The organism is Flavobacterium potami (genome assembly GCF_020026915.1).
Taxonomy (GTDB): domain Bacteria; phylum Bacteroidota; class Bacteroidia; order Flavobacteriales; family Flavobacteriaceae; genus Flavobacterium; species Flavobacterium potami.
Map to the genome: position 1 here is coordinate 39,438 of NZ_JAINUY010000011.1, position 17,242 is coordinate 56,679.

A 17,242-nucleotide genomic window follows, 5' to 3' on the forward strand; every position below is an offset into this window, starting at 1 on the left:
TTATGAAAGAAGTAAAAATTCCTCAGACCTTAATTACATTGGTGGTTTTAATTGCGATTTGGTTAATTCCTGCTCCAAATGGAGTTGTAACGGAGGCTTGGCATTTATTTGCCATTTTCGTTGCTACCATTTTAGGTATTATTCTAAAAGCTGCTCCAATGGGAACAATGTGTATGATTGCAATCGCTTTAACGGCAATGTCACAAGTTTTGGCACCTGGAGATCCGGGTAAATCAATTACTTTGGCTTTGAGAGGATTTGGAGATAAAGTAATCTGGTTAATCGGAATTTCATTTTTCATTGCTCGCGGATTCATAAAAACAGGTTTAGGGAACAGAATTGCGTTTCTATTCATAAAAATATTCGGAAAAAGTTCTTTAGGATTGGCTTACGGTTTAGGATTGGCAGATTTGGTTCTGGCGCCTGCGGTTCCAAGTAATACGGCGAGAGGAGGAGGAATTATTTATCCAATAATGAAGTCCATGTCGATGAGTTTTGGATCAATGCCAGATCAACCGGAAACACATAGGAAGTTGGGATCGTATTTGACTTTAAATTGTTATAATATGAATTTAATTGCTTCTTCCATGTTTCTAACAGGAACTGCGAGTAACCCAATGTGTCAGAAGTTTGCATTGAATTTAGGAATAAAAATTACTTGGATGTCTTGGGCTGCAGCAGCAATTGTTCCGGGTTTGTGCGCCTTTTTTGTGATTCCTTTTGTTTTATATAAAATTTATCCGCCAGAATTAAAGAAAACTGGTGACGCTCCTCAAATCGCAACTCAAAAATTAAAAGAAATGGGCGCAATTTCTAGAAACGAATGGATGATGTTGCTAACGTTTTTCATTTTGCTTTTTCTTTGGATGACAGGCGATTTGTTTTCTATTGATGCTACAACGACAGCTTTTATAGGTTTGGTAATTTTGCTTTTAACGTCTGTTTTAACTTGGGATGATGTCAAAGCCGAAAAAGGAGCTTGGGACACAATAGTTTGGTTTTCTGTTTTGGTGATGATGGCGAGTTCATTGAACGAACTAGGTTTTATAGCTTGGTTTAGTGATTTGGTAAAAATACAAATTGGAGGATTAAGCTGGCAGATGGCTTTTCCGATTATTGTTTTAGTGTATTTCTTTAGTCATTATCTTTTTGCGAGTGCAACAGCGCACGTGGCTGCAATGTACGCTGCTTTACTTGGAGTTGGCGTTTCGCTTGGAATTCCAGGATTATTGTTGGCTTTTATGCTCGGATTTATAGGCTCGCTTTACGGAACTTTAACCCATTATGGTCATGGTCCGGCACCCGTATTTTTCGGGAGCGGATACGTTGATTTAAAAAGCTGGTGGGTCAAAGGACTCGTAACCGGTTTGGTAATGCTCTTTATTTATATGATAATCGGAGGATTGTGGCTCCGAATTATTGGTGATTTTTAGATTCTAATTCCTGGAGGAAGTAATTCTTTGTATCTAGGATTTTTTTTGAAAAAAGAAACAATCTTTGGATGAATTGGAACCACTCTGTAATTTTTCTCAGAGCTTAAATCTAAAATATTTTTAAGAAGGGTATTGATTGCATCTTCGTTTTCGAAAGAATCAGGCTTTTTGATTTTGGTTAAGAAGATTTTTTTCTCTTGAAATTGATATTCAACTGCTAACATTCCTTCAGGGATAACAGTTTCAAATTGGCGTGCAAAAGTGTTGTCTTTGATTTCCATAGTTACAGAAGTTTCCATAGTAATTTCTTGTTAGGTTAGGGGTAAATAACGAATTTGGGAATCGAAAAATTAATGAAAGAAAATTCTTTATAAGTTTTTAAGTCAGAAAAATTTCGAATTACAAAGGTAATCATTTGATTTTCAATATTAAATTATTTTTTAAAGAAGCAAACTTTAAGTAACTGTTTCTGGTTTGATTTTTTTTGGTGGATTGGAATATTTAGGTCTGAAATTTGATTATCATGAGGTTAAAAAAAGTAACTTTATTTTTTTAAAATAAATATCGCAATGGTAATTTCATTTGAATGTTATGAGTAAAATTCCAGTTTATTTTATGCCGGGTCTGGCAGCAAGTTCGTCTATTTTTGAAAGAATAAAATTAGATGAAACTATCTTTGAAACACATCTTTTAGAATGGGAAATTCCTAAACAAAAAGAATCATTATCCGATTATGCATTTCGAATCAGTCAAAAAATAAAAGAAGAAAATCCGATTTTGATTGGTGTGTCATTTGGCGGAATTCTGGTTCAGGAAATTTCTAAACATATTCGGGCACGAAAAGTTATTGTTATATCAAGCGTGAGAAGCAATTTGGAATTTCCTAGAAGAATGAAAATAGGGAAAACAACAAAAGCATATAAATTAATTCCGATGCAATTGATTCTGAATGTGGAGAAATTGGCAAAGTTTTCTTTTGGAGAAAAAGTCAACAAGAGAATTAAATTATACGAGAAATTTTTAGCTGTTCGTGATTTAGGTTATCTCCAATGGGCGGTAGAAAATGTAATTCTGTGGGACAGAAATCAAATCGATGAAAATGTAGTACATATTCACGGAGATCAGGATGATGTTTTTCCTATAAAATATATTGACAAATGTATTATAGTAAAAGGAGGAACTCATATTATGATCTTGAATAAATATAAATGGCTGAATGAGAATTTGCCTTCTATTATATTGGAGGGCTAAAGTTTCAAGTTTCAAGTTTTGGAACTTTGTCAAAGTTTGAAACTTTTGCAAAGGTTTTGCTCAAAGTAACCACAAAGTTTTGTCCTCCTGAGCGAAGTCGAAGGATTTCATGTTTAATCCATTCCGTGTGTCTATGCTTTGTGTGTCCTTCGACTTCGCTCAGGAAGACATAAAAATGAGCATAATCTAAAATCTAAAAATAAAAAATCCCAAACTCTTTTTGGAATTTGGGACTTCAAATATTGTAATTTAAAGAAAAATTTAGATTTTCTTCATTTGTTCTTTCATCATCGTGATCTGCTCTTTCAGCATTCCTTGCTTGTCTAATTTTTTAGCTTCGTTTAATAAATTAGTCGCTTCCAATTTTCTTCTACGTGACATTGCAACTCCTGCAAGGTTTAATTTAGCTACAGCCAAATCCATATCCATTGATAATCCAAGTTCGATTGCTTTTTTGAAATGCTTCTCTGCTTGGTTGATATTTGTTTGAGACAACATGATACCTTGTAAATAATTTAAGTATCCTTGTTGTTTTCTTACTAATGCTCCTTCTGGATTTTTGATGTATGATAGCCATTTATTAGCGCCTTCGAAGTCTTGTTTTCTTAATTTTAGGAAGGCTAAAAGGATAAATTCATTTTTGAAATAAAGAAAAATTGGAATTGCAGTCAATAATATAAGAAAGATTCCATTTCCGATATTACTTTCTGTAAATTGCCAAATGCCCGCCACTACTAGAAGTCCGGCCAAAATAAGTTTAATATTTTTCTGAAACATAATTAATGTAAATTTGTGATTGCAAAGATAGTAAAAGGAATTAAAAATATTTTTATAAAAGTGCTTGCCAGTGAAAAAAGTCTTTGTATATTTGCACTCGGTTTTTGAACAACGATATCCAAAACCAAAATAAAGAGTTAATAGATACCATTTTTAAAGATACAAAGCAATGAGCAAAAGAACATTTCAACCATCGAAAAGAAAAAGAAGAAATAAGCACGGATTTATGGACAGAATGGCTTCTGCGAATGGAAGAAAAGTTCTAGCGCGTAGAAGAGCAAAAGGAAGACATAAATTAACTGTTTCTAGCGAGCCTAGACACAAAAAATAATGTTTGTATAAACATACATAAGGCGATTACTTTTTTAGTATCGCCTTTTTTTATACCTTGTCGGTAAAAAATTTCTCAACTTTCTAGTTTTTAGTCTACTAGAAAAGTTTTTTTAAGTACTTTATATAACTACACAATACATAAAAAATGCCTAAAGACACATCAATTAAATCCGTTTTAATAATAGGTTCAGGACCTATTGTTATTGGTCAAGCTTGCGAATTCGATTATGCGGGATCTCAATCTGCTCGTTCTATTCGCGAAGAAGGAATTGAAGTTATCTTGATTAACTCAAATCCAGCGACAATTATGACCGACCCATCTATGGCCGATCATATTTATTTGAAACCATTAACTACAAAATCGATTATTGAAATTCTTAAGGAACATCCACAAATTGATGCTGTTTTACCAACAATGGGAGGTCAGACTGCTTTGAACTTGTGTTTGGAAGCTGAAGAAAAAGGAATCTGGCAAGATTTCGGAGTAAGATTAATCGGTGTTGATGTTAACGCAATTAATATTACTGAGGACAGAGAGCAATTCAAACAGCTTTTAGAAAAAATTAATGTACCAACTGCACCAGCAAAAACAGCTACTTCTTACTTAGAAGGAAAAGAAATTGCTCAAGAATTTGGTTTCCCTCTTGTAATTCGTCCTTCGTTTACACTTGGAGGAACTGGAGCAGCTGTGGTTTACAAAAAAGAAGATTTTGATGAGCTTTTAACTCGTGGTTTAGAGGCTTCTCCAATTCACGAAGTTTTAATTGATAAAGCTTTAATGGGATGGAAAGAATACGAGTTGGAGCTTTTAAGAGATAAAAATGACAACGTTGTAATTATCTGTTCTATCGAAAACATGGACCCAATGGGAATCCACACTGGAGATTCGATTACAGTAGCGCCAGCAATGACATTATCAGATACTACTTTCCAAAAATTACGTGACTATGCCATCTTAATGATGAGAAGTATCGGAAACTTTGCAGGAGGATGTAACGTACAATTTGCAGTTTCGCCAGACGAAAAAGAAGATATCGTAGCAATCGAAATCAACCCTCGTGTATCTCGTTCTTCTGCTTTAGCATCAAAAGCAACTGGATATCCAATTGCAAAAATTGCTTCTAAACTGGCTTTAGGATACAATTTAGATGAATTACAAAACCAAATTACAAAATCTACTTCGGCTCTTTTCGAACCAACTTTAGATTATGTAATCGTAAAAATACCACGTTGGAACTTCGATAAATTTGAAGGTTCAGACAGAACTTTAGGTCTTCAGATGAAATCTGTAGGTGAGGTTATGGGAATCGGACGTTCTTTCCAAGAGGCACTTCACAAAGCAACTCAATCTTTAGAGATTAAGAGAAATGGTTTAGGTGCTGACGGAAAAGGATACAAAGATTACGAATTAATCATCGATAAACTGACTCACGCAAGTTGGGATCGTGTTTTCGTAATTTACGATGCAATTGCAATGGGAATTCCGTTGAGTACGATTCACGAAATTACAAGAATCGATATGTGGTTCTTGAAACAATACGAGGAACTTTATACTTTAGAAAAAGAAATCTCAAACTACAAAGTTTATGATCTTCCTAAAGAATTATTGTTAGAAGCGAAACAAAAAGGTTTTGCTGACAGACAATTGGCGCACATGATGAATTGTTTAGAAAGTGAAGTTCACACTTTACGTATGGAGCAAAAAATCAACCGTGTGTTTAAATTAGTAGATACTTGTGCGGCTGAATTTAAAGCATTGACTCCATATTATTACTCCACTTTTGAGGCTGAAATCGAAAAAGCAAATGGAGAGCGTTTTGTAGACAATGAAAGTATCGTAACAGACAAAAAGAAAGTAATTGTTTTAGGTTCTGGACCAAACAGAATTGGACAAGGAATCGAATTTGATTACTCTTGTGTACACGGAGTTTTAGCTGCTAAAGAATGCGGTTACGAAACGATCATGATTAACTGTAATCCTGAAACGGTTTCTACAGATTTTGATACAGCTGATAAATTGTACTTCGAACCAGTTTTCTGGGAGCATATTTATGATATCATCCAACACGAAAAACCAGAAGGTGTTATTGTTCAGTTAGGAGGACAAACAGCTCTTAAATTAGCTGATAAACTTTCTAAATACGGAGTAAAAATCATCGGAACTAGTTTTGACGCACTTGACTTAGCAGAAGATAGAGGACGTTTCTCTGACTTATTAACTGAGTTAAATATTCCTTTCCCAAGATTCGGAATCGCTGAAACTGCTGACGAGGCTTCAAAATTAGCGGATACTTTAGATTTCCCACTTTTAATTCGTCCTTCTTATGTATTAGGAGGTCAAGGAATGAAAATTGTAATCAACAAAAAAGAGCTTGAAGAACACGTTATCGATTTGTTGAAAGCAATTCCAGGAAACAAATTATTGCTAGATCACTACTTAGCTGGAGCAATCGAAGCTGAAGCTGATGCAATTTGTGATGCTGATGGAAATGTTTACATCATCGGAATTATGGAGCACATCGAGCCTTGTGGAGTTCACTCAGGAGATAGTAACGCAACATTGCCTCCTTTCAACTTAGGAGAATTTGTAATGCAGCAAATTAAAGATCACACACATAAAATAGCTAGAGCTTTAAAAACAGTTGGATTAATCAACATCCAGTTTGCGATTAAAGATGATACCGTTTACATTATCGAAGCAAATCCAAGAGCTTCTAGAACGGTTCCGTTCATTGCAAAAGCTTACGGAGAACCTTACGTAAACTACGCTACAAAAGTAATGTTAGGTCACAATAAAGTAACAGATTTTGATTTCAACCCACAATTAAACGGTTATGCAATCAAACAACCAGTTTTCTCTTTCAGTAAATTCCCGAATGTAAACAAAGCATTAGGACCAGAGATGAAATCAACAGGAGAAAGCATCTTGTTTATTGATGACTTAAAAGACGATCAATTCTACGAATTGTACTCTAGAAGAAAAATGTATTTGAGTAAATAATCTCAGATTCTATCATAAAACAAAAGCTCCAATTTAAATTGGAGCTTTTTTTTGTTATTGTTTTTTAAATTTTTTCTTTTCAAAATATCTGTATAATAAATAGAATACACAAATCCAAAAAGCAAAAAAGAAGAGTTGCCAAATAAAAAGGCCTAATTCAAATTGGTTGAAAGTTTTTTCCATCTTTTTGTATTTTAATGAAACAAAACAAATATAGGAAAATACTTATTATTTAAATCATGTGAATTTGATTCAATAAAAAAAACGGAGCTTCAAAATGAAACTCCGTTTTTTAAAATAAGATTGTATAAATTATTTAACCAATTGTTGCAAAGGTTTCAACTGCTCCATATCAATTTTAGATTGCTGTAAAACCGACATTAAAGTCATAATATTATTCGGGTTCATATTTTCACCTAAAACACGGACTACTGCAAATCCATTTTCTTTTCGGTTGGCAAAAATGACAAACTCTTTGATATTGTCATCGCTTCCCACATAGCTTACAGAAGCACCATCTTTTCCAGAACCAATCTTCATTAATTCCTGATATTTTGGATCTTTTAAAATGGCTTTCACCTTGGTTCTTTCTGTCTCAAACTCTGCCTGATTGGTTTTATCAGCTTTAAAAGCTAGTATATTCATTTTATCAAACGAATTTAAAGCTTCAGTTTGTGCTGCAGATAATTTTGTTTTATCCACATTTAAAATAGTTGGAGAAACATCCAAAGAGATAAATTCCTTTTTCTCTGAATTCTCCACAAAATATTTTTGAAGTGTCGGTTCAGAATTGCAGCTTCCTAATGTTAGCAAAGCAGCAAGTGCTAAGGTGAAAATAGTCGCTTTCATTTTATTTTTTGCCTTTAGAAGCTTTCTTTAAGTCTGAACCTCCAGGAAGCTGCATTTTATCTGTTAAAACTGAGATTTCGTTTAAATCAAAATTACCTGTAAGAGATAATAAAACAGTCTCGTCATTTTTTGCTCCGTCAACATACATTAACAATTCTCTTATTTGTGTGTCTGTAGCACCAGATTTTACCATGATTCGAACATTTTTACCGCTGTCATTTACTCGCATCAATTCTTCAAGACCTGCAGTTTTAATGTATTTGTCAGCAGAAGCTTTCATGTCCGCTTCGATTTTTGGATTTTTGGTTGTAAACACTTTTAAGTAATCTAATTTTTTAATCAGATTGATGTATTGTTGCGTTTCTTTATCTGATTTGTCTGCATTTACTTTGCTCATTAAAGTGAACATTTTTTTGTTTACAATCACAGAAGTTACATCGTCCTGACCATCAAATTTGTCAAAAGCACCTTGTGCATAGAAAACGTTGGTAACGAATGCGAAAACTAGAGTTATGATGAAATTTTTACTCATGCTTAGTCTATTGTTTTTTTTGTATTCGTGAATCGTTGATTTCATTTTATTTGAATTTAATTACCGTTTAAAAATTTTGTTTTTTGATTGTTCATATTCTTTAATGTAATGCACACTTTCAATTCCTGCATTAACATTGTTGGATAATAGTGCTAAAGCCTTTTGAGTTGCTTTTAGCGCTTCTTCGGGATCATCGTAAGTTCCTAATTCGGTTTGCGAAGCTACTGCAGCAGTATCTTTGTTTTCGCTTACAAAAAAGTAAGTTCCAATGCCCAGCAAAATAACGGCTGAAGCTGCAATCGATAACCACGCCACATTGCGTTTCTTAGTTTGTAGTGGAATCTCATACGTCGACTTTTGTTCTTTTGCTAGAGAGAAATAACCAAATATAGGTTTGTACTGCTCCAAATGCTGCGCAACATTTGGTGAAGAAAAGTATTCTTTTAATTGATTTTCCTCAGCAATAGAAGTTTCTCCCTCAAAGTATTTTTCTAATAGATCTTCTATTTTATTTAGTTCCATAAAGGTGTGTATTTGTCATTGATTCTCTAATTTTTTTTCTCGCTCTCGAAAGGGCAACCCGGATTGCCGTTTCATTCATATTGACAATTTTTGCAATTTCTTCAAATTCATATTGTTCAACATCCCGAAGCTGTAGTAACAACTGCATTTGTTCGGGCATTTCATTTATAATTTTTTCAACCCATTCAAGACTGTCCTGATCTTCAAGTTGTTTGTCTAATTGTGGTTGTCTATCAGTAAAATTGTTATGTACAATCTGTAAATTACTAGCTCTTTTAGATTTTAACTGATCCAGACAATAGTTTTTGGTCATCGTCATCGCTAGTGCCTCAATACTATTGTAACTTTCTAAGTTATCTTTTTTGTTCCATAATTTTACTAGTACTTCCTGAGTAGCGTCTTCGGCTTCTTCAGTACTCGTAAGCAATCTTTTTGCCAGACGAAAAACTTTGTCTTTAAAAGGATTTATTAATTCTATAAATACAACTTGGTTCATTAATCTGGTGGTTATTCGTTAGCTTATATAGTCAAGACGAGGTACAATTCTATTTGTTACAACAAAAAACTAATTTTTTTTTTATGTAAAAAAAATACTGCTTTTATTACGAAGGTAAAACTAAAGATACTACTTTTACGTTTATACGATATATAGAAACCAAATGATATGAAAACAATTTTAAAGCGTGCTCTTTTTCTTTTTTTATTCGCTTTTTCTTTGCAGTCTTGTGAAGATCAGGATGATGTTGCGCAACCAGCAGATGTACAGGTTAATAGTTTTATTTGGAAAGGACTAAATGAAGTTTATTTATGGCAGGCTGATGTTCCAAATTTAGCAGATAACCGTTTTGCAAGTGAAGATGATTTAAATAAGTTTTTAAGAGGTTACACAAAACCGGAAGATTTATTTCAAGATTTATTGAACAAACCAGTAAGTAAATATCCTAATGGGGATGCAATTGACCGTTTCAGTTGGATTGTGGACGATTATACTGTTTTGGAACAGGAATTAAGCGGGATTTCAAAAAATAATGGTGTAGATTTCAGATTAAGCCGAATTTCTTCTAATTCAAATGATATTGTTGGATATGTTCGATACATTATTCCGAACTCTGATGCTTCAACTAAAGCAATCAAACGTGGAGATTTATTCACAAGCGTTAACGGAACAAAACTTACGGTAGATAATTACCAGCAATTGTTAATCAATAGTGACAGCTATACTTTGAACTTGGCTGATTATAATGGAAGTAGTTTTGTTTTGAATGGAAAATCGGTTGCATTAACAAAAACTGTTTTAGAAGAAAATCCAATTTTTATCAATAAAGTAATTACTTCTGGAAGTCATAAAATAGGTTATTTAATGTATAATGGTTTTTATGACGAATATGATGATAAATTAAATCAAGCTTTTGGCGATTTAAAAGCGCAGGGAGTTACCGATTTTGTTTTAGATCTTCGATACAATGGAGGTGGTTCTATTGCAACTTCTGCTAAATTGGCAAGTATGATTACAGGGCAATTTGATACGCAGATTTTCTCAAAAATGACATTTAATGCCAAACAAATGAAAGGTATTAGTGATGCAGAATTGGAGCAATTGAATGTAAGATTTGTGAAAAATTTGAACAGCTTGAATATGAGTACTGTTTATGTAATTACAACTGCAAGTACAGCTTCTGCTAGTGAATTGATCATTAACGGATTAAAACCTTATATTAATGTTGTTCAGATTGGAGAAACTACAGTTGGAAAAAATGTTGGATCTTTTACGGTTTATGATTCAGAAACCTTGACGACTAAAAAAGGAATCAATCCAAATCATAAATATGCGATGCAGCCTTTGGTTCTTAAAATAACAAATTCTGCTAATTTTGGAGATTATACTTCAGGTTTGCAACCAACTTACCAGCAGTTTGAGCAAATTCTTAATTATGGCGTTTTGGGAGAACCAACAGAACCATTACTGGGAATTGCAATCTCAAAAATTACAGGAGCAACTGCTAAGAGAATCATGATTGATACAGAACCAGAACGTCCTTATCTTACAGATTCTAAAATCTTAAACGGATTAAATCACGGAATGTATCTTAAAAATGCACCAAAAGTATTTTAAGTAAATTCTAATAATAAAAAAAGGCTTTCAGAGATGAAAGCCTTTTTTTGTAAAAAACAAAAACAATTCTAAAATTAGGTTTAATCGTTGAAATAGAAACCGTTGGATCCTGCTCCAGTAGTTAATTCTATTTGTAAAGCTCCAGATAAGTTGTAGATAAACGCTTTGCTATCTGCTCCGAATTTTGCATCTGCAATATAAATGCGATTATCTTTAACAGTAAAACCATATACGTAGCTGGCAGCCGAAGTAAATAGTGGTGATGTCGCCGCTGTCGTAGCGCTTGGGCTTATAGTATAAATGGCATTTGAAGCTGTATAATAAACTTTATTGTCTTCAATATCCAAGAAACCAGCTTCTCCTATACTTGCAGGAAGTGCAATGCGAGAAACAGATTTATCAGAGATTTTAACTTTTACAATTTCTCCAGCTCCTTGGTAAGGTTTTCTTAGAATAAATATTACTCCATCTTCTTCTTCAATAGAATCTCCATCATAACCAATTGTTACAGGAGTTTCAAGTGTTTTTGTTGCAATGTTGTAAATTAACATCTTATCATTATATCCATCTGTAATATAAAGCTTTCCGTTTTCCTCAATAACCCTGTTTGCAGTTGAGTTTAAAGCTACTTTAGATTCTACAGTATTTGTAGATAAATTGATTACTGCAATGTAGTCATCTGTATTTCCGCTTGTTGGATTTTGATAAGAATAAGTGTTTGCGTTTATCACATATGCCTTTCCGTCTTTTACAACACCATATCGTGGAGCAACAAGATCAGAGTCAATTTTTGCAATTAATTTGAACGTATAACGATTTACTACATTAATTACATTAGATCCGCCTGCAATGATATAAGCTCTGTCTCCGCTAAAAAAGATGTTTTGAAGATATCCTCCAACGGCATCAGTACCGTTTTCTGTTTTATAAACGTCTTTAGTAAACGTACTTAAATCATTACTTGAGAAAGAAATGGTTCCAAGGCTTTGACTTCCTTCATTCAAAATAAAAAAACCATTGTCATAAGCACCTTTCGGAGTCTTATCATCATCATCGTTCGAACAAGAAACGAACAATGAAATGCTTAAAGCTATTAAAAGTAATTTACTGAACTTCATATATTAAAATTTTAAGGTTAAATACATATTAAAATTGCGACCTGGCATTGGTCTGTTTTCTAAGCTTTCGTAATTTTTATTTAGAAGATTTAAAACCTGAAAACCTAGCTTAAAAGATTCTAAAAATTTAAAATCATAATCGATTCCAATATTCGAAACAGTGTAATCATTTATAATATCATTAGAATTATTATCTGCTGTTGTATAAACAAAGCCATTGTAGAGAATTTGATAATAGGCATTTATTTTATTTCTAGAGTAAGAAATTGCTCCTGTAGCTTTGTGAAAAGGCACATAGAAAATCTGATTTTTAGTTTCTTCGTCTTCTGAAATAGTATAAGCGTAAGTTGCATTTAATGCGAAAGTATTTTTGCCATAGCTTTTTCTCCAATTTACAAGTGTTTCTGTACCGTAGCTGTTTACTTTATCTTGATTTACTGGAGCCCATAGACCTCCTGCGCCTGGAACCCATTGCAACATATCTTTTACTTTTATGTAATAAAAGTTTTGTGTCCAAGTGATGTTTTTAAATTTGAAAACGTTCCCAATTTCTCCCTGATAAGAACTTTCTGGTTTCAGGTCAGGATTTCCTCCTGTTTCCCAATACAGATCGTTATAAGTAGGGATTCTGAAATTTCTAGAAACATTCAGTTTTAGATTGTACCATTCGGTGAACTTATACGAAGAGCCAAAATTGAATAAAAGTGGAGATTTGTAATTGTCTGTAAATTCCTTTCTAACCCCAAGCTCATTTTTCCAATTACTTCCGATATCTTGTTTTACTAAGAATGATGCAGAACTTATTTCGCGAACATTACTTCCAAAACTAGTTCCATAACCATTTGTTCTGCTGTAATCTACAATTCCGTTGATCTGTGTAGATTTAAATAAAGTATAATCTAAATCGAGTTTTGTAATTAGGTTTTCAGTTTTTCCGTAAGTGAAATTTTTGGAATTTATGTTTGAGAAATATTGATAGTTTTCGAAAATGTAAGCCGTTTTAAAGTTGGTTTTTAATTTCCCAAAGTTTCCGTCATATTCAAGCAGGTTTCTATTGAAACCGTTGACATATTTACTTTTAGTATCTGTTTCAGTAATTAAAGAAGTGTTACGGTCAGTATTTGAAGTCTGGCTGTAAAGCTTTAAAATGTGGTTGTCGTTTATCTTATAGCCAACATTTGCATTCAAAGTGATAATGTCATATTGCCCGTTCTGATTCCAGCGTTGTTCGCCTCTCCAAGTATATCGATTTAAGTACTTATAATCGTTTGTGGAGCTATTTTTAGAAAAACTAATTTGAGTGCTCCATTTTTTATTAGAAATAGAAGTTTTATAATTAATTCCAATGGTATTAAAACTACCGTAATCTAGTTTTAGATTACTCTCAAATCGATTAAAAAATAACAAATCGTTATTTAAGTGCACGGTTCCTCCAATTGCTCCACTTCCATAGATCACACTTCCTCCACCGGCTTTTATGCTTATCGAGTTATAGTCAGAACCTGAAATAGTATTGAAATCAGTACTTCCATTCATTTGCGAATTGATATTGATTCCGTTCCAAATTACTGCTGTTTGCGAAGAAGTTGTTCCTCTAAAAGAAACGGTAGAAAGCATTCCGCGACCATATTCTTTGAAATATAAAGTAGAGTTAAAGTTCAGTAAATCAGTTAGTAAAGCTTCGTTTTTATTAATAATAGAATCATTAAGTTTCAAAACGGATTGAGAGGTAGAATATTTATTCAGATTTTTGTCAGAAACATAAACTTCCTTTAAACCGATAATAGAATCTTTCTGCGCCCAAGAAATCTGGCACAACAAAAGCAAACAAAAAGCAAATCTTAATTTTATAGTCATAATTTCTACACTCTTTTTCCCGAGAGCTCGATATTGATTATAAAGGCAGGTCTCCTGGCTTGCGTCTTGTTGTTTACCTTCCCATCGCGCTTAGCGTGACAGTGGTTTGTAGTTAACAACAAGCATTCATTTAGAACTAAGCTTACAGTTGCGGGTACAGCTCAAGAATTTACTTGATTCCCTTTTAATGTGTTAATAAAAACACAACCTTAATTTGCTGCAAAGATAAAGTTAAAAATATTTATTAATCAAATTTGTTTTACTTTTAAAGTATAATCGTTAAACTAAACAGGAATTTATAATTCAATTCTGATAACTTCACCAAAATCAACTTTATTTTCGAAAGCATCTTTTAATGGCAGTGAACTATAATGACACAATATGCTTCTGATAATTCCGGCATGGGCAACAATAACAATTGGCTGATTTATATTTTGAATTTTATCTTGTAAAAAAGCAACAACCCTTTCGTGCAATTCGATAAAAGATTCTCCGTTTGAAACTTTGATATTTACAAAATCTTCCATCCACGGATTGAGCTCTTCTGGCGGAATTTCATTCCAGTTTTTCAATTCCCAATCACCAAAATTCATCTCTTTTAAACGATCGTCTTCATTATAAGAAATAACGTTTATGTTTTTTTGAATATGTTTGGCTAAAAGAACGCAACGCTTTAAAGGACTAGAAAAAATTACAGCTTCGGCAGGTAGTTGTGAGATGATTTTATTAAAAACGGCATCAAAAGGTTCTGCAATGTTTACATCCGATTGTCCGTAGCAGATTCCTTTTTCACAGATAGTTTCGGTATGACGTACTAGATAAATTTCCATAAAAATAAAATGCTTAAATAAAAAACAACTTCGCAAACTTGTTGCGTTGCGCCAAGACAATCGCCCGTGTAACCATCAATCCATTTTTGAAAATATCGTGCTAGAAAATATCTCGTTATAAAAACAGGAATTAAAACAAGAAGAAATTTTAATTCAAAACAAGAAAATACAATTAACGGAACTAAACCGAAAAAGAAAGAGCCAAAAACTTCTTTCCAAGTATATTGTTTTGCAATTGGCTTGCTTTTGCTCGAAGCATCATCACGAGAATATTCATGTGTAAAAATAATGCTGATTGCCGCTAATCGACTTAATGAATGTGCTGAAATAAATAAAAGAAAAACAGTAAAAATGTTGTTCGTAAAAAGTGAAATAGATTCTGAAAGCAATTTAAATTTTAATAAAAAAAGCAGAACCAATCCGATTGCTCCATAAGCGCCGATTGCACTGTCTTTCATAATCATTAGAATTTTTTCTTTGGTCCAACCACCACCAAATCCGTCGCAGACATCTGCGAATCCGTCTTCATGAAAAGCGCCTGTTGTTAAAACAGAAGCAATAATCGCTACTATTACAGCAATTTCTATAGAAAGGAAAAGTGAAAAAAGGTAGAAAACTAAAAATGAAATACTTCCGACAATCCATCCTATAAAAGGAAAATATCGTGTGGCTTTATTTAGATAATCAGGATGATGTGTAATGTTTTTTGGGCATGGAATTCTGGTGTAAAACATTAAACAGGTAAAGAAGATGTGGAGCTCTTTTTTCATTTAAAAGATTAATAATTACGATTTTTAGAGTTTGTAAACTGAGACCGAGACTGAAAACTATTTACGACTTATTCCCGCGCTTTCAAAACTTGCCATTTCATTCAAAAATGCTTCGGCCGATTTCAAAATAGGAAAAGCAACCGCACAGCCCGTTCCTTCGCCCAAGCGCAAATCCAGATTTAAAATTGGTTTTGCATTCAGATAATTTAGCAATTTTAAATGTGCTTTTTCGGCAGAACAATGGCAGAAAACTGCATTTTGTTTGATGTTCGGGTTTAATTTAGAAGAAATTAGAAAAGCAACTGTACAAATAAAACCATCCACTAAAATCAACATTTTGTTTTCGAAAGCTTCAAGCATTGCGCCAGACATTTGAAGGATTTCGAAACCTCCAAAATAAGAAAGCTGCGACATCAAATCGGCTTGACCGGAATAACTATCAATTGCTTTTTTGAGAATGTTTTGTTTTTGAATTAATCTCTCATCTGAAACTCCCGTTCCTTTTCCGACACATTCTTCAATAGAAAAACCTGTTAAAAGGCTCATTAAAACAGAAGCTGTAGAAGTATTTCCAATTCCCATCTCACCAAAACCGATACAATTTGAACCCAATTTTGCAATATTTTCGACAATCGATTTGCCTTTGTCGAAACACAATTGAACTTCAGTTTCGCTCATTGCAGGAACATGAAGGAAAGATTGGGTTCCTTTGGCAATTTTGGCATCAATTAATTTAGTGTTTGTTGGAAAATCGTAATTAACTCCAGCATCAACTATTTCTAATTCAATATTATGTTGTTTGCAGAAAACATTGATTGCTGCTCCACCTTCCAGAAAATTAGTCACCATTTGGCGTGTAACATCTTGAGGATAATCACTTACTCCGTGATTCGCAATTCCGTGATCTGCAGCAAAAACTATTATAGTGGGTTTTGTGATTTTCGGATTTAAGTTTTCGAAAACAGTAGACATTTGAAAAGCCAATGTTTCTAAAGTTCCCAAAGAACCAACTGGTTTTGTTTTAGAATCTATTTTTTCCTGTAAAAGCGTTTCGAAATCAGGTCTGTTTTCTGTTTTCTGATTTGATTTTACATCGAAATCAATATTATTGATTTTACGAATTTCGTTTATTTCCGTACAAATCGGTGCTTCAGATTTTTTTTTCCAATGCAATTGCTGCAACATGGGCTGATTGTTATAATTGGTTGCAGGTTTTCCGATGCAGAAATAACCAAGAGGTTCAATGTTTTCAGGTAAATCGAGGATTTTTTTAAACTCGTAATAATTCAGAATTGAAACCCATCCCATTCCATAACCTTGTTCCGTAAGCGAAAGCCAGATATTTTGCGCTGCACAAACCGAACTAAATTTCACCGCTTCATTACTTCCGATTGTGCCAATTGTAAACTGATTCAGTACAGATCGGTCGTAAGCAATAATAAGTCCGATTGGAGCTTCTTCTATTGCCTCAAGTTTTAAAGATCTGTACAGCTCTTTTTGTTCCAGATTATCCGTTAGTTCTTCAGCTTTTTTATTGTAATCTAAAAAGAGCATTTTGATCGAACTTTTAACTTCATCTGATTTAATGAGGTAATATCTTGTCGCATCGGTCAATCCGACAGAAGGTGCCCAATGTCCAGCTTGTAGTGCTTTTTGAATTACTTCATCTGGAACTTCATCGCAGGTAAAATGTCTTGTGTCGCGTCGGGATTTTAATATATCGTCTAAATGGCTCATTTTCAGAAAAATCAATATCAATTTCAAAAATCAATATTAATTTGATTCTCAAAATCCTTTAATTCTTGTAAAGTTAAAGTATTCGCTCTGGAATCAGAATTATTTATTAAAGAAAAAAA

16 protein-coding genes and 1 riboswitch are annotated in these 17,242 nt (G+C 33.3%); of the genes, 5 read left to right on the forward strand and 11 right to left on the reverse strand.

Going from position 1 to position 17,242, the window contains the following annotated elements; all coding sequences use genetic code 11:
- Positions 1–2 precede the first annotated feature (2 nt).
- On the forward strand, positions 3–1,433 hold the full coding sequence (locus tag K6T82_RS23310) for an anion permease (protein WP_223711321.1): 1,431 nt from the start codon (positions 3–5) through the stop codon (positions 1,431–1,433).
- Here K6T82_RS23310 and K6T82_RS23315 read toward each other — a convergent pair.
- Complete coding sequence (locus K6T82_RS23315) at positions 1,430–1,732, reverse strand: GNAT family N-acetyltransferase (RefSeq protein ID WP_223711323.1); 303 nt, start codon at positions 1,730–1,732, stop codon at positions 1,430–1,432. The two genes, K6T82_RS23310 and K6T82_RS23315, sit on opposite strands and share 4 nt — an antisense overlap.
- A 292-nt stretch (positions 1,733–2,024) precedes the next feature.
- Between K6T82_RS23315 and K6T82_RS23320 the strand changes: the two genes are divergently transcribed.
- Positions 2,025–2,684: an alpha/beta hydrolase family protein gene (locus K6T82_RS23320; protein WP_223711326.1), complete on the forward strand. Its 660-nt coding sequence runs from the start codon at positions 2,025–2,027 to the stop codon at positions 2,682–2,684.
- A gap of 261 nt (positions 2,685–2,945) precedes the next feature.
- Here the strand turns inward: K6T82_RS23320 and K6T82_RS23325 are convergent, their stop codons facing one another.
- Positions 2,946–3,461 carry a DUF2892 domain-containing protein gene (locus K6T82_RS23325; protein WP_223711328.1) on the reverse strand — a complete coding sequence of 172 codons (516 nt, stop codon included), beginning with the start codon at positions 3,459–3,461 and terminating at the stop codon, positions 2,946–2,948.
- A 169-nt stretch (positions 3,462–3,630) separates the two neighbouring features.
- On the opposite strand from K6T82_RS23325, the gene rpmH reads away from it, so the two are divergent.
- Both rpmH and carB read left to right on the forward strand, forming a co-directional pair.
- Positions 3,631–3,792: a 50S ribosomal protein L34 gene (rpmH, locus tag K6T82_RS23330; protein WP_008464848.1), complete on the forward strand. Its 162-nt coding sequence runs from the start codon at positions 3,631–3,633 to the stop codon at positions 3,790–3,792.
- 147 nt (positions 3,793–3,939) lie between these two features.
- Positions 3,940–6,795 carry a carbamoyl-phosphate synthase large subunit gene (gene carB, locus K6T82_RS23335; protein ID WP_223711330.1) on the forward strand — a complete coding sequence of 952 codons (2,856 nt, stop codon included), beginning with the start codon at positions 3,940–3,942 and terminating at the stop codon, positions 6,793–6,795.
- Between the two features lie 312 nt (positions 6,796–7,107).
- Here the strand turns inward: carB and K6T82_RS23340 are convergent, their stop codons facing one another.
- From K6T82_RS23340 to K6T82_RS23355, 4 genes are read right to left on the reverse strand one after another with little or no spacing between them, the layout of a single operon-like run.
- On the reverse strand, positions 7,108–7,644 hold the full coding sequence (locus K6T82_RS23340; protein WP_223711333.1) for a DUF4252 domain-containing protein: 537 nt from the start codon (positions 7,642–7,644) through the stop codon (positions 7,108–7,110).
- Position 7,645: 1 nt separating this feature from the next.
- Positions 7,646–8,221 (reverse strand): DUF4252 domain-containing protein, encoded by a 576-nt coding sequence (locus K6T82_RS23345; protein ID WP_223711336.1) that lies wholly within the window; start codon positions 8,219–8,221, stop codon positions 7,646–7,648.
- Between the two features lie 15 nt (positions 8,222–8,236).
- Positions 8,237–8,698: a hypothetical protein gene (locus tag K6T82_RS23350; protein WP_223711338.1), complete on the reverse strand. Its 462-nt coding sequence runs from the start codon at positions 8,696–8,698 to the stop codon at positions 8,237–8,239.
- Positions 8,685–9,194 carry an RNA polymerase sigma factor gene (locus K6T82_RS23355; protein WP_223711340.1) on the reverse strand — a complete coding sequence of 170 codons (510 nt, stop codon included), beginning with the start codon at positions 9,192–9,194 and terminating at the stop codon, positions 8,685–8,687. Before K6T82_RS23355 ends, K6T82_RS23350 begins: the two co-directional genes overlap by 14 nt.
- 168 nt (positions 9,195–9,362) lie before the next feature.
- Here K6T82_RS23355 and K6T82_RS23360 point away from each other — a divergent pair, with 168 nt between their 5' ends.
- On the forward strand, positions 9,363–10,811 hold the full coding sequence (locus K6T82_RS23360; RefSeq protein WP_223711343.1) for a S41 family peptidase: 1,449 nt from the start codon (positions 9,363–9,365) through the stop codon (positions 10,809–10,811).
- Between the two features lie 80 nt (positions 10,812–10,891).
- Here the strand turns inward: K6T82_RS23360 and K6T82_RS23365 are convergent, their stop codons facing one another.
- The 5 genes from K6T82_RS23365 to cobT form a co-directional block, all read right to left on the reverse strand.
- Entirely contained in the window at positions 10,892–11,929 is a 1,038-nt protein-coding gene (locus tag K6T82_RS23365) for a DUF5074 domain-containing protein (RefSeq protein WP_223711345.1), read from the reverse strand.
- Between the two features lie 3 nt (positions 11,930–11,932).
- The gene (locus K6T82_RS23370) at positions 11,933–13,786 is read right to left on the reverse strand and encodes a TonB-dependent receptor plug domain-containing protein (RefSeq protein ID WP_223711347.1); all 1,854 of its coding nucleotides are present in this window, start codon (positions 13,784–13,786) and stop codon (positions 11,933–11,935) included.
- Positions 13,787–13,813: 27 nt separating this feature from the next.
- Positions 13,814–14,013, reverse strand: a riboswitch (cobalamin riboswitch).
- Positions 14,014–14,082: 69 nt separating this feature from the next.
- Entirely contained in the window at positions 14,083–14,616 is a 534-nt protein-coding gene (cobC, locus tag K6T82_RS23375) for an alpha-ribazole phosphatase (protein WP_223711349.1), read from the reverse strand.
- On the reverse strand, positions 14,601–15,386 hold the full coding sequence (locus tag K6T82_RS23380) for an adenosylcobinamide-GDP ribazoletransferase (RefSeq protein WP_223711352.1): 786 nt from the start codon (positions 15,384–15,386) through the stop codon (positions 14,601–14,603). Before K6T82_RS23380 ends, cobC begins: the two co-directional genes overlap by 16 nt.
- Before the next feature lie 57 nt (positions 15,387–15,443).
- Positions 15,444–17,123, reverse strand: a complete 1,680-nt coding sequence (gene cobT, locus K6T82_RS23385; RefSeq protein ID WP_223711355.1) for a nicotinate-nucleotide--dimethylbenzimidazole phosphoribosyltransferase — start codon at positions 17,121–17,123, stop codon at positions 15,444–15,446.
- Positions 17,124–17,242 lie beyond the last annotated feature (119 nt).